General features: G+C 33.2%; 14 protein-coding genes and 1 tRNA gene. 5 read left to right on the top strand and 10 right to left on the bottom strand.

Features of this window, described 5'->3' with window-relative positions; translation table 11 throughout:
• Window positions 1-38 precede the first annotated feature (38 nt).
• Entirely contained in the window at window positions 39-461 is a 423-nt protein-coding gene (locus tag K5782_RS06715; RefSeq protein ID WP_297465147.1) for a hypothetical protein, read from the bottom strand.
• A gap of 198 nt (window positions 462-659) precedes the next feature.
• Between K5782_RS06715 and K5782_RS06710 the strand changes: the two genes are divergently transcribed.
• Both K5782_RS06710 and K5782_RS06705 read left to right on the top strand, forming a co-directional pair.
• The gene (locus tag K5782_RS06710; protein WP_297465145.1) at window positions 660-1,502 is read left to right on the top strand and encodes a helix-turn-helix domain-containing protein; all 843 of its coding nucleotides are present in this window, start codon (window positions 660-662) and stop codon (window positions 1,500-1,502) included.
• A complete protein-coding gene (locus K5782_RS06705; RefSeq protein ID WP_297465143.1) occupies window positions 1,499-1,675 on the top strand; it encodes a hypothetical protein in 177 nt (58 codons plus the stop codon). The genes K5782_RS06710 and K5782_RS06705 overlap by 4 nt, the downstream gene beginning before the upstream one ends.
• A gap of 195 nt (window positions 1,676-1,870) precedes the next feature.
• Here the strand turns inward: K5782_RS06705 and K5782_RS06700 are convergent, their stop codons facing one another.
• Window positions 1,871-2,035 carry a hypothetical protein gene (locus K5782_RS06700; protein WP_297465141.1) on the bottom strand — a complete coding sequence of 55 codons (165 nt, stop codon included), beginning with the start codon at window positions 2,033-2,035 and terminating at the stop codon, window positions 1,871-1,873.
• A 142-nt stretch (window positions 2,036-2,177) separates the two neighbouring features.
• On the opposite strand from K5782_RS06700, the gene K5782_RS06695 reads away from it, so the two are divergent.
• The gene (locus K5782_RS06695) at window positions 2,178-2,324 is read left to right on the top strand and encodes a hypothetical protein (protein WP_297465139.1); all 147 of its coding nucleotides are present in this window, start codon (window positions 2,178-2,180) and stop codon (window positions 2,322-2,324) included.
• A 249-nt stretch (window positions 2,325-2,573) separates the two neighbouring features.
• On the opposite strand, the gene K5782_RS06690 is transcribed toward K5782_RS06695, so the two are convergent.
• Window positions 2,574-2,663, bottom strand: a tRNA-Val gene (locus K5782_RS06690).
• Window positions 2,664-2,755: 92 nt separating this feature from the next.
• Between K5782_RS06690 and K5782_RS06685 the strand changes: the two genes are divergently transcribed.
• Entirely contained in the window at window positions 2,756-3,004 is a 249-nt protein-coding gene (locus K5782_RS06685; RefSeq protein WP_297465137.1) for a hypothetical protein, read from the top strand.
• Between the two features lie 201 nt (window positions 3,005-3,205).
• Here K5782_RS06685 and K5782_RS06680 read toward each other — a convergent pair whose 3' ends face one another.
• The 5 genes from K5782_RS06680 to ileS form a co-directional block, all read right to left on the bottom strand.
• Window positions 3,206-4,123 (bottom strand): CoA-binding protein, encoded by a 918-nt coding sequence (locus tag K5782_RS06680; protein WP_297465134.1) that lies wholly within the window; start codon window positions 4,121-4,123, stop codon window positions 3,206-3,208.
• The gene (locus K5782_RS06675) at window positions 4,120-5,226 is read right to left on the bottom strand and encodes an ATP-grasp domain-containing protein (protein ID WP_297465132.1); all 1,107 of its coding nucleotides are present in this window, start codon (window positions 5,224-5,226) and stop codon (window positions 4,120-4,122) included. Before K5782_RS06675 ends, K5782_RS06680 begins: the two co-directional genes overlap by 4 nt.
• Window positions 5,227-5,266: 40 nt before the next feature.
• On the bottom strand, window positions 5,267-5,596 hold the full coding sequence (locus K5782_RS06670) for a hypothetical protein (protein ID WP_007550975.1): 330 nt from the start codon (window positions 5,594-5,596) through the stop codon (window positions 5,267-5,269).
• Between the two features lie 98 nt (window positions 5,597-5,694).
• The gene (gene dps / locus K5782_RS06665; protein ID WP_007550974.1) at window positions 5,695-6,279 is read right to left on the bottom strand and encodes a DNA protection during starvation protein; all 585 of its coding nucleotides are present in this window, start codon (window positions 6,277-6,279) and stop codon (window positions 5,695-5,697) included.
• A gap of 86 nt (window positions 6,280-6,365) precedes the next feature.
• Entirely contained in the window at window positions 6,366-9,563 is a 3,198-nt protein-coding gene (gene ileS / locus K5782_RS06660; protein ID WP_297465128.1) for an isoleucine--tRNA ligase, read from the bottom strand.
• A gap of 193 nt (window positions 9,564-9,756) precedes the next feature.
• Between ileS and purD the strand changes: the two genes are divergently transcribed.
• Complete coding sequence (gene purD, locus K5782_RS06655; protein ID WP_297465126.1) at window positions 9,757-11,019, top strand: phosphoribosylamine--glycine ligase; 1,263 nt, start codon at window positions 9,757-9,759, stop codon at window positions 11,017-11,019.
• On the opposite strand, the gene K5782_RS06650 is transcribed toward purD, so the two are convergent.
• The gene (locus K5782_RS06650; protein ID WP_297465124.1) at window positions 11,005-11,574 is read right to left on the bottom strand and encodes a 5-formyltetrahydrofolate cyclo-ligase; all 570 of its coding nucleotides are present in this window, start codon (window positions 11,572-11,574) and stop codon (window positions 11,005-11,007) included. The two genes, purD and K5782_RS06650, sit on opposite strands and share 15 nt — an antisense overlap.
• On the bottom strand, window positions 11,564-12,427 hold the full coding sequence (locus tag K5782_RS06645) for a bifunctional 5,10-methylenetetrahydrofolate dehydrogenase/5,10-methenyltetrahydrofolate cyclohydrolase (protein WP_297465122.1): 864 nt from the start codon (window positions 12,425-12,427) through the stop codon (window positions 11,564-11,566). The genes K5782_RS06650 and K5782_RS06645 overlap by 11 nt, the downstream gene beginning before the upstream one ends.
• Window positions 12,428-12,500: the final 73 nt, after the last annotated feature.

Raw genomic sequence — 12,500 nt, 5'->3', positions numbered from 1 at the left:
TTAAAACTCTTTGAACTGTATATGAATTCTATGACTTTCTAAATTTGTGATTTGGTGGGAATAACTTTGAATATCTTTACAGTGTATTCTCCTTCAAAAATATCTATTATTTTACCAGTGTTTTGATCAGTATTTCTTATTTTGAATTTGTATTCATAGGAACCATCCCCCTTGACTTTAACCTGAGCTACATGTACTGGTTCATCTCCTTTGAAAAATTGAATTATTACTGGATATCTCTCAACATAGTCAGAAGCATCCCCCTTTACTTTTCCCCATGAGAGTGATTTGTCTTCAGGTATACGCATTGTTGAAATTGTCTTTTGGAGACTGATTTCGTCATTAATTTGTGTAATTGTTATATCTTCAGATGTGTCTGTGGCAGTAGCATTTGATGTATATCCAAACCCTGTTGCTACTAATACTATTAACACAAAATGTATGATGCCTATCTTTATCATGTCCTGATAAATGAAATTTCTTGGTTATAATACTAATGTTTTTGCAAAATCAACAACTTGTGTGGGTAATAAAAAATAGTATCTGCAAATAATGATGTTTTTACAGTATGATGATTTGATGATATTTTCCAAATTGGATCCTATGTGCGTAAAAAATTTCCATTTTACCTATATCCAATACTGATAATCGTAATCTAGATGATTTCAGAACTAACTCTTTTTGATAACGAGTCTGAGACTGAACTGTATCAACATAAAATAACTCTTGAGAAAATCAAGAATGAATTAATCAATTTTGGATTAACTGCAAATCAAAGTAAGGTGTTTATCTATCTAGGTAAGTATGGTCCAAAAACAGCTTCTGAAATAGCAAAAGCGCTTCAGTTACCTAGAACTGAGACATACCACCTGGTAAACTCTCTCCAAAATTTGGGATTGGTAATTGCTCAGATGGAACATCCTACCAAGTATTCTGCAATGGAGATGAAACAAGCAATTGAAACCCTGGTAAAACAAGAACAACAACGAGTTGACTCTTTGGCTGGTAAAGAAGAATCTCTCTCAGAATTGTGGAAACAGGTACCATTTTTTGTAGTGGAGACTGACGAGTCAAAATCTGAAAAGATGCAATTGCTTCATGGCATGGGCCCAATCATAAACAAAATAAAAGAAATGGTTGGAACCAGTACTGAATCTATCAAAATCTATGGAAGTATTCCCGACGTTTTACAATTCTATCATTCGGATGTGTTTGATTGGATTGATGAATCTAAATCTGAAATGGAAATGGTCATCTCACCATTAAGTAAAACTCCTGAGTTTATCTCTGAATTAGATCAGAAAAAAATCCGAGCAATTACCTTTGATTCCGATAACAAGTGTTTTGTCATTAATGACAAAAAAGAGGTTTTAATCTTTATGAGAAATGCAACTCATGCAACAAGACAAACTTTTGCATGGTGGTCCGATTCTGAAACTCTAGTAGATATGATGAATTCGTTATTTGATCTATCTTGGGAAAAAGGAGAGACATTATATTGATTCATACAGTTTTGGCACTATCTAGTTTAGAGCAGGAAGTTGGCAATATTTCAAAAAGTTCCTATGAACAAGGACGTGATAATCTTGATGATTCCGAAATCAACTATTTGCTAAAAATGACAAAACATGTTCTCATGAAGATAAGAGAGCAAATAACGGAGGACTCACAATGACTATGGGTGATTCTGAAATGAATCGATTATTGCAAATGACTGACATATTTCTATCAAAAATTAAAGAACAATCAAAGATATCTCAATAAACATCTGTAACGAAGATTATTTGCCATAGTATATGGGCCTACGCTGAGGCAAAAATTTCTGATTATTCTCTGCATGGTTAATTTGTTCAAATTATCTGTGTTAGTATTAAGAATCACGACTTAATTCTTTAGTGTGACTAGAATCATTTTTTACTGATTCTCTAACTCTTTTTTCGATATTCATTATGTATGAATCTCTACAACTCTGAGAACAGAATTTAGTATTATCCCCCTCAAATTGATGTCCACAATTCATACACACTAATTTCATTGCTCGTCATTTTTTTCTATATTAGTTAAGTCTAACTAGAATTTCCAAGTTTTGGGAATTTCATGAAAAATATGTAATAAAATATTACACTAATATGATTTTTTCATATAGTTAATAAATTCATTTTTGTAAGAATTTTTAGATGATTCAAAGTGAAATTGAAAAGGAAATGGAACAGTTACTCGTTAAGGAATTGGCCCAACTGCTTACAGAAGTTCATGAAGCCGTAGAAAAGAAAAAATTGTTAATGCAGCCTGAAGAACTATCTCCTAGAAAACACAGATATTGATTTTAGTTTTAATTATCTTCGCTGATTTTTTTAGTATGACTCTTATCATTTTGAGTCGCTTCATTGATTCTTACTGTGATTTCAATGATATGTGAATCCCTACAATTTTGAGAACAAAATTTATCATTGTCCTCAAAAGATTTTCCACAATGCATGCAGATAGATTTCAATGCGATCACGTTTTTTGGTACTCTAATAAATGCGATCATTAATTCTCATTTTTGGGACTTAAAAATGAGACTAGAGGAGTGGACCGGGAGGGATTTGAACCCTCGACCTTTGCGGGATTTCTCCATACGCAGTGTGAGTGCGTCATCCTAACCACTAGACAACCGGTCCAACGAAATTGCAAAACAAGCGTCTTTTTTGCCTTTAGGTTTTGTATATTATGATAACCTTGACCTTTTCTAGTAAAATTTCAAAAATCAAATATGTCTTTACACGAATTTGATGCTCTAATTGAGAGAATGCAACTAGCATTTGAGTATGCTGCTAATTTGGGACAATACACAGAAGCTGCCAAAGTACTCTATCAAATGAATGACCAATTACCTGATGACTTGCAACTATCCCTTGATGAATTGGAAAACGAAAATGCTGTTAGACCATTTATCTCTGAATATCAATACAAGATAAGATCAGCAATTGTTGAATATAGGCAAAGATTGATGAATTTCTAACTCTACTTTTTGACGCCGAGATTTCTGTTCTTTAGTCTCAAGTATGGATTTCTACATTTTCTACATCTGCTAGCATTAATGTCATTTCTACAACCACAGTTAAAGCAAATCTTCATTACCAAACGTGCAGCTTGTGCAATGCGTTTTTTCTCCGGGTCTGTTATGGGCATATAATTTTCTCCTTAATCTCTCTCTTTTATTCTAATCGGATTGTTGCATTTTTCCTGCTAGTAGTACTGGCACCTGAGACGGTCTTTTTGCCACTGGAATGTTTGCCTTGTTAAACATCGATACCTTTGATTCTGCAGAACCATACGTTCCCATCACTATGGCCCCTGCATGCCCCATTCTCTTTTCTTTTGGAGCAGCTCTTCCTGCAATGTATGCTACAGTTGGTTTTTTGAATCCAATATCTATAATTCGTTGAGCCAAAATTTCTTCCGAATCTCCTCCTATCTCTCCAACTACTACTAATCCTTCTAAATCTGGAATGTCTTTTATCATATCAAATGCATCAATCATTCTAGTTCCGTTAATTGGGTCTCCTCCAATTCCTATCGTTATTGACTGTCCAAATCCTGCACTTGTAAGTGCATCTGAAATTTCATAAAGTAATGTACCGCTTTTTGATAACACGGCAATCTTTCCTGCCTTAAATGGAGTTGCTGGCATGATTCCAATTTTTATTAATTCTGGAATCATTATTCCTGGAGTATTGGGTCCGATAATTACTGCGCCTTTTTTATTTGCTAAATCTAATACTTCCATTGTGTCTCTAACTGGAACATGTTCTGGAATTGCAACTAGTAGTTTGATTCCTGCTTCAAGTGCCTCTTTTGCAGCTCCCAAAAAGAATTTTGCTGGAACAAAAATAATTGAAATTTTTGCACCACTTGCATCAACTGCTTCTTTAACTGTATTGTAAATTGGCACCTTGTTTTCAAATTTCTGACCGCCTTTTCCTGGAGTTACCCCTGCAACAATGTTGGTTCCATAAGTTATCATGTTTTTTGCATGAAGTGAACCATATGCTCCAGTGATACCTTGAACAATTACCCCTTTTTTCTTGTAATCTGAATCTTCAGGAGTACCTTTTAGTATTTTGAAAATATCTGTCATCTTTTAATTCCCATAACTACTGCATTAATTGCTTCTTCTACTGAATCAAAAATTTTTGTTCTAGAATCTTTCAACATTTCTTTTGCTTTGTCTGATTCTGTACCTTTTAGTCTTGCAAACACTGGTAAGTTAATCAATTTATCATCATATGCTTTTAGAAATGCTTCTGCAACTACTGTAGTTTTTACAATTCCACCATAAAGATTAACTAAAATTCCTTTAACTCTATGCATTTTGCTAATCAAAGTTAGTGCTTCATAAACTGAATCAGTTGTTGCACCACCTCCCACATCCAAGAAACATGCTGGTTTGCCTCCGTTATCAGATAACATATCCAGTGTAGACATTACTAGTCCTGCACCGTTTCCAACAACTGCAATATCTCCATCTAATTCTACAAGTGAAAATCCACTTTTTTCTGCTCTTTCTTCAATCTCTGTTTTTTCTTGATACTTTTGTAATTCATCATGTCTAAAGTTGCTGTTGTCATCTGTTACAAATTTTCCATCAAGTGCTATCAATGAACCATCTTGCATAATTGCTAGCGGATTTATCTCTGCAAGCTCAGCTTCTTTTTCAACTGTAAGTTTTGCTAACTTTTGTAATATGTCTACAAAGTCATCTGCGGCTTTACCTTCTAGTTTCATCTCTTTTGCAACTTCTCTTGCTACTTGATCTGAAACTTCACCTAGGCCAACTTCTTTAATAATCTGATTTTTAACTGATTCAATTTCAACTCCTCCTTCAGGCGATGCAATAATTGTATAGCACCTTTTTGATCGATTCAAAAATAATGACAGGTACAACTCTTTTTTGATATCTGCCATCTTTTCAAGTAAAATTGCTCTTGCTTTTTCTCCTTTAATTGTCAAGCCTAACACTTGTGGATATTTTAACTCAAATTCGTCATCATTTTGACATTTTTGAATGCCTCCGGCTTTTCCTCTACCTCCTACGGGAACTTGAATTTTAATTACAAATGGATATCCTAATTCTTTTGCATGTTTTCTGCCTTCCTCTATAGTTGTAGATGCTTTGCTTGGAAGGAGATTAATTCCATAGTTTCTAAACAACTCTTTTGCTTGAAACTCTAATAGACGCATACAAAAGCCAACAATTTTACGATCTTTATTAATTATGAGGCTAATTTAGCTGCTCTTCTAGAAAATCAATTATCTGTAAAAATCGATCACGACTTTTTCTCAATAATTCTTGAGGAAATTCTTCAATTGTAAAAACATATTGTTGATGAAAACTTGGAACTATCACTCCACCTGATGTGACTAATTGTTCAATGACATAATCTTTGGTGATGGTACATACAATTTCTTCATACGAATCTTCTTCTTCTTCTAGTGTTTGTCTGTACAATACAATTGGTTTGTTGGTTTTTGCAACAATATCTGAGCCTTTTTTTAAGAGATCTGTTAAATGTTGAATTTGCCAAGCATCAAGACTAATCTGTTTTACCATACAATTACTATGCGTTTTTTCTATTTATCATACAGGTTTAACTAAAAGCTAACCAGTTGGTTCATTTTTAATTAAAAGAAAAGAGTGTGATTTGGCTATTATGCCATATCAAGTGCTCTAGAATGTTTTCTGGTATGTGGTCTTTCTCCAGAATATTTTCTTCTCATGTGTCCTGATGGTCTTCCGTAGATTAATTCTAGGAACCAAGACTCATGTTCGATCTCTTCTGCCAAAATATCTTTTGCAATGTCGTATGTTGTAGGATCTTTTCCGAAAGTCATTTTACATACTTTGTCCCAATTTACAATTGCTCCTTGTTCGGCTTTGAGACATTTTTCTAGTATCGCCTTGTGATCTGTTGGATTTGCTGGAAGCTGTAAGAACTCACACCCTGACATTTTGATGAATTGTGTAGCGTCATTTGGAAGTGAGCCTCCTAATTGATAAATTCTCTCAAGACATGCTTCAAAGTGGCTAAGATCTTCTAATCTTGCATCTTCGATAATTCCCTTGAGTCCTTCTCCCTCCAAGCCTGTACAATGTGCCCTCAAATTGGTAAAGTAGTAGTAGGCAGTAAATTCTACTGATGCGTTTTGAATCAATAGTTTTTTTAGTTCCTCTACGTCCAAGCCATTTTGTTTTAGAACATTGATTCCAACAACTGGGATTTTTGAATCGGACATATCTGCTTGTCAAGTTAGGTGTTCTAATAAAAATATTGCATTTTTCAAAAAATGATTTTAGATAAACGAGGGTTAATTTGACTGATTTATTCTACTGAAATTCTTATTTTTTGACCATCAATGTCCTCATCTTTGTATTCTTTGCATGATTCTGCAAAATCTACTTTTTTGACTCTGACTAAAAATGCCAAATCCTCTGATTTTTCTTTAATCATCTCTAATGACTCTTCATCTAAATCAAGTATTGATGCAACATTTAGAATGTCTGTTGGATTATATCCTCTTTCTTTTCTTAGAGTCTGTAATCGTCTTGCAATATCTTTTACTAATCCTCTTGCCATCATCTCTTTATTTCTTGAAGTTGATATGAATACAATGTAGTTGTCTCTTTTTGAAACCGCAAATTCTTCTTTTGCATCAAAATCAACTATAAAATCATCTTTGTCTAATGAAATTTTTTCTCCGTCAATTTTATAATCATGATGTCCTTGTTTTTGAAGTGATGTTATGATCTCTTCTCTGTTAGTTTCAGAAAACATGTTGACCAGTTTTCCCATATGTTGTTTTGCTTTTGGACCGATTTTTTTTCGTTCTAATTCAACTACTGATATTAGTGGTAAGTTTAGTTGTTTTAATTCTAAGATTTGGTTTAATCCTGATTCTTTTTCTGTCTCATAAATTGTAAATTTCTCTACGTTTAGCTGTGACATTAGTAAATTAGAAAGTGATTCTAGTTTTTTCTTTTGACCTTTACTTACACAGATTAATGCTTCAGCGAGTGGCCATCTTCGTTTTAATTTTCCCTTCATTCTTGCAGCTGATGAAATTGAAACAACATCTTTCATGATGTCAAATGATTCTTCAATCTCATCATTTACTAAAGCCTCTTTGTATTGTGGCCATTTGTCAAGCAATATGCTCTTTTTTCCGTCAAATACTGTTTGATAGAGATATTCGCTAGTAAATGGGCAAAGCGGATGAATTAAGATATCTAATGTTCTGAGGACATCGCTTAGTACTGCATAAATTGCCAGTCTTCTGTTCTTTTTTGACTCATTATCATCCCATAACTCACTTCTAGTAATTGGGATGTAAATTTGACTTAGATTGTTTATAATAAAATCATCAATAGACTTTGCAGCTTCGTGAAACTTGCAAGATTCGTTACGTTCCGTGATTTTTTTAATTAATTTTTGTAATTTAGATACCAGCCAAATATCTGGTGAGGTTAACAGACCGTTTTCTTTTGCCCATGAAATGGTTTTTGTTTCATCAAATTCATCATACTCGCTGTTTTGTTTAAAATACAGATGTAAATTAAATAACGTGTTTATTACTTGATATGGTCTTGACATTAATTCATCAGTGCTAAAGCTAAGTGGTTCTATCGGGCTTGCCTTCCAAATAAAATAAAATCTAATCAAATCAGTTGGGTATTTTTTTAGTAGTTCTTCACCATCAATTACATTTCCTAAACTTTTACTCATCTTACCACCTTTTTCATCAAGTACATGACCCTGAAACAAAAATGACTTGAATGGTGGAATTGGTCCATTATTTAGAATCACGTTTTCTATCAATAGTGTATATGCCCATCCTCTAGTTTGATCAATACCTTCTGTGAAAAACGGAGCTGGAATATTTTTTGAATATTCTTCATCTGTTAATGATGAATATGGAGCTGACCCACTGTTATGCCATGTGTCAAGTACGTACTCTTCTCTTTTTGTATTAGTACTGCTACAATGTTTGCATTTTATGATGATGTTATCAATCCAAGGACGATGCAACTCAAAATTTGGACCATCTGGTAATTTTGCAGATGATTCAACAATATCTTTTCTTGTAAAAAACCAATTTTGTTTTTTACAATCATTGCATATCCAAACTGGTAATGGACATCCCCAAATTCTTTCTCGGGATATACACCATGGGTGCTTTTCTTTAATAATTCCTAAAAATCTATTTTTTGGTTGTTCAAAAAAGTACTCTACGCTTTCTGCTGCATTGATTGCTTTGTCATCTAATCTGTCTAGTTTGTAAAACCATCCTTTTCGTGCTAGCCATACAATTGGGTGATGAGATCTCCAACACAGCGGGTATTTGTGCTTAATTTTACCTATCTTTACTAATGCATTTCGCTCCTTTAGATCGTCTACGATTATTCTGTCAGCGTCTCTGACAAACATGCCTTCGTACTTTCCAGCTAAATCAGTGAACTTTACCTGATCATTTATTGGGCTGAACACTTTGACTTTTCTTTTATTTGCAATTTTGATATCTTCCTCACCATTTGCAGGGGATAAATGAACCAACCCGCTACCTGTTGTGGCATCTACAAATTCTTCTGATACTGCTACATGGAAATTATTTTCTTTTGCACATTCATCTAATCCTGGAATTAAATCTAAAAGTGGGTGAATGTATTTTTTTCCTTCAAACTCTGAACCTTTTATAGTATTTACAATTTCATATCCTTCAATATTTACTTCTTTGAAAAATTCCTCGAGTCTTGTTTTTCCTATGATCCATTTTTCGTTTTCTACTTTGACACACGCATAATCTTCATCTGGATTCAACCCAACCATTGCATCTGTAACTAATGTGAAAGGCATTGTTGTCCAAACAATTAGGTATGTGTTTTCATCTCTGAGTTTAACTTTGTAGTATAATGATGGATCTTTAACTTCTTCATATCCTTGATTGACTTCTGCATGGCTAAGTGACGTTTGACAACTAGGGCAATACGCAATTACTGTAAAATCTTCTTCTAATATTTTATTTTCATGTGCTTTTTTTAGTATCTTCCATTCTCTTTCAATAAATTCATCTCGATAAGTCCAATATGCTTTGTTGTGATTAAATGACATTCCAAGTAATTCATCTACTTCTACCCATTTTGTATTGAATTTTTTTACAATCCTCTTACATTCTTCAACTAGTTTTTCAATTCCTACTTTTTCAATAACTTCTGATTTACCTCCAGTTACTCCAAGTTCTTTTTCTGCCTGTAATTCCACAGGAAGTCCTTGTGTATCCCAACCCCCATTAAATACAATTTTTTTTCCTTTCAAGGTATTGAATCTGTACCAAAGATCCTTGATTACACGTCCTCTAAGATGTCCTGCGTGTGGAATTCCATTCATAGTTGGAGGGCCTTCAATAAACATGATCTTTTCAGGCTTGTTTGATTCAAAGATTAATTTTTCAATGTCGATTGATTTGACATATGCTTTAATTTCTGACTCAATTGATTTTGCATCAAATTTCGATGAAAGTTCCATCTTGAATTCTGATATAGGTGTGGCATTATAAAGCTAAATTGATTTTCTTATTCTTTATTCAATTCTTGCCCTAGTTTGTTTCACGCTGATTCGCATCCAATGAGTAAAATAACTAAAATACTGAATTGTCTAAAAATGTGATTTTTACATTTTGATAACTTGGATTATATAATTGAGTGAAAGATAATTTTTGTTGGTTAATGTTTTAGTCATTGGTTCGGGTGGACGAGAACATGCACTATCTTGGAAATTATCACAAAGTCCAAAGATTGATACTGTATTTACTGCACCTGGAAATGGTGGAACTGAAAACAATGTTTCAATTAATGTTGATGATCTTGATTCCCTTGCAGACTTTGCAAAAAAGAATAATTGTTTTACTGTAGTTGGTCCAGAGATTCCGCTTGCAGCAGGAATTGTCGATAAATTTAATCAAATGAATTTGAAAATTTTTGGACCCTCTAAAAATGCAGCACAATTAGAATCTAGTAAAATCTGGGCAAAAAATTTCATGAAAAGAAATGGAATTCAAACAGCAAAATTTGAAATCTTTGATGATCCAAAAAAAGCAGAAGAATATGTAAAATCTCTTGATTATAATGTTGTAGTTAAAGCTGATGGCCTTGCCTCTGGAAAAGGAGTAATAGTTTGTAATAGCTCTGATGAAGCAATCGCAGCAATTAATTCTATATTGGTAAAAAAGGCATTTGGCAATGCTGGTAATAGAATTATTGTGGAAGAGAGGATTGATGGAATTGAAGCTTCTTACATTGCATTATGTGATGGAGTAACTGCAATACCTATGGCGTCAAGCCAAGATCACAAAAGAATTTTTGATGATGATAAAGGCCCTAATACTGGAGGTATGGGTGCATATTCTCCAACTCCTGTCATTAATGATATCCTTGCTGAAAAGATCCAAAAAAAAATTATCCATAAAACAATTCAATCAATGAAAAATGAGGGAATTATTTTCAAAGGATTCCTTTATGCCGGAGTAATGATTAGAAACAATGAACCATATGTTTTAGAATTTAATGCACGTATGGGTGACCCAGAATGTCAACCCATTATGATGAGGATGGATTTTGATTTGTATGATTATTTTGTTGCAAGTGTAGATGGTACATTATCTTCTATGCCTACACCAAAATGGAAATGCCAATCAGCTGTTTGTATTGTTTTGGCATCTCAAGGATATCCTGAATCTTATCCATCAGGTGAAGAAATAACTGGATTTGATTTGATTCCAAAAAATGCTATTGTTTTTCATGCCGGAACAAAAAAACAAAATGGAAAAATTCTATCAAATGGCGGTAGAGTATTAGGAGTCACTGCACTTGGTGATACATTATCTTCTGCAATTTCAAATGCATATGCTGCAGTAGATAAAATCACTTGGCCAAGCAAATTTTGCAGAATGGATATTGGTAAAAAAGGTCTATCTTATCTTTGATGTATCGATTATTCTATCTTCAGTAACAATCCAATTAATTGTTATGTCATGTTCTGAAGCTGGTATGTTTTTTACTATTTGTTTTTCCATTGTTATTGAAATTGTTTCAATTTTATTTTCAGCTAAAAATCTATCATAAAATCCATGACCATATCCCAATCTTACTCCCTTTTGTGAAATTCCTACTGTTGGAACCAATATGATGTCTAGATTGTTATCCATTGGGCATTCATTACGAGGTTCCATTATGTCAAAAGATCCATTTTCTAGATTGCTAACACTCTCAATCTTTCTAAATTCTATATTTTTTCCAACTACTTTGGGCAAAAATACTTCTTTTCCTTCACTTAGTGCTTCTTGGATGATATCTTGTGTCATTATTTCACTTCCGATGGGGTAATACATCCCTATTTTTTTTGCATTTCTGAACGAATCAATTTTTTTTAGTCTTTTTTGTATTGCTTTGCTTATGATTTTCATTAAATCAAATGAAGTACTATCTCTTTTATCAAGAAGAAATTTTCTTAATGATGTTTTTTCTGAATTATCTTTCAATTTGACTACTTAATGATGCGGCTGTTATTGTATTTTTCAACAACATTGCAACTGTCATAGGTCCTACTCCTCCTGGAACAGGCGTTGCATATGATGCTTTTTGAATAATTTGTTCATAATCTGTATCTCCAACTAATTTTTCGTTGTATCTTGATATTGCAACATCGATTACTATTGCATCTTTTTTTATCATATCTGGTGTTAATGTGAACTTGTTTCTATCTCCAACAGCTGTAATTATAATATCTGCATGTTGACATAATTCTTTGATATTCTTTGTTTTAGAATGACATGTAATCACGGTTGCATTTCTTGCTAAAAGTAAATGATATAGTGGTTTTCCAACTAAATTACTTCGATTAATTAAAACTACATTTTTGCCATCCAAATCTATCTTGTAATAATCAAACATTTCCATTACTCCTAATGGCGTACATGCTACAAGTGCAGCTTTTCTCATTGCTAATAATCCTACATTATGTGGAGTGAGACCATCCACATCTTTTAGAGGAGAAATTCTTGATGTTGTGAAAAATTCATCTAATTGACTTGGTAACGGTAGTTGTACTAAAATTCCGTGAACAGTTTTATCTTTATTTAGATCATCAATTTTTTTATTTAATTCTAATTGGCTAATTTCTGAAGCAAACTTGAAATCTTTAGTGATAATTCCGACTTCTTCACATGCTTTGTGCTTGTTTTTAACATAAGTAGCAGATGCTGGATTGTCTCCAACTAGAACAGTTGCCAAACATGGATTGATCCCTTGATTTTTTAATTCTTCAACAGCTTTTCTAACTCTATTTTTTACTGACTGGGCTATTTCTTTACCGTCTATTTTTATGCCCGCCATCAGGATTAATTCTAACTTGTAGATATTTAATCCTTGAAATGACTTGATCTATAATTGAAAATCTTAGAAAGGA

Source organism: Nitrosarchaeum sp. (assembly GCF_025699065.1).
Lineage (GTDB): Archaea > Thermoproteota > Nitrososphaeria > Nitrososphaerales > Nitrosopumilaceae > Nitrosarchaeum.
The sequence above is the reverse complement of the archived record's forward strand: the minus strand, read 5'-3'. Positions and strand labels throughout refer to the sequence as shown.

Excerpts from the sequence above, each read along its gene's own strand:
- K5782_RS06715 (WP_297465147.1), bottom strand. The coding sequence starts at position 461 with ATGATAAAGATAGGCATCATACATTTTGTGTTAATAGTATTAGTAGCA.
- K5782_RS06710 (WP_297465145.1), top strand. The coding sequence starts at position 660 with ATGATTTCAGAACTAACTCTTTTTGATAACGAGTCTGAGACTGAACTG.
- K5782_RS06700 (WP_297465141.1), bottom strand. The coding sequence starts at position 2,035 with ATGAAATTAGTGTGTATGAATTGTGGACATCAATTTGAGGGGGATAAT.
- K5782_RS06695 (WP_297465139.1), top strand. The coding sequence starts at position 2,178 with ATGATTCAAAGTGAAATTGAAAAGGAAATGGAACAGTTACTCGTTAAG.
- K5782_RS06685 (WP_297465137.1), top strand. The coding sequence starts at position 2,756 with ATGTCTTTACACGAATTTGATGCTCTAATTGAGAGAATGCAACTAGCA.
- K5782_RS06680 (WP_297465134.1), bottom strand. The coding sequence starts at position 4,123 with ATGACAGATATTTTCAAAATACTAAAAGGTACTCCTGAAGATTCAGAT.
- K5782_RS06675 (WP_297465132.1), bottom strand. The coding sequence starts at position 5,226 with ATGCGTCTATTAGAGTTTCAAGCAAAAGAGTTGTTTAGAAACTATGGA.
- K5782_RS06670 (WP_007550975.1), bottom strand. The coding sequence starts at position 5,596 with ATGGTAAAACAGATTAGTCTTGATGCTTGGCAAATTCAACATTTAACA.
- dps (WP_007550974.1), bottom strand. The coding sequence starts at position 6,279 with ATGTCCGATTCAAAAATCCCAGTTGTTGGAATCAATGTTCTAAAACAA.
- ileS (WP_297465128.1), bottom strand. The coding sequence starts at position 9,563 with ATGGAACTTTCATCGAAATTTGATGCAAAATCAATTGAGTCAGAAATT.
- K5782_RS06645 (WP_297465122.1), bottom strand. The coding sequence starts at position 12,427 with ATGGCGGGCATAAAAATAGACGGTAAAGAAATAGCCCAGTCAGTAAAA.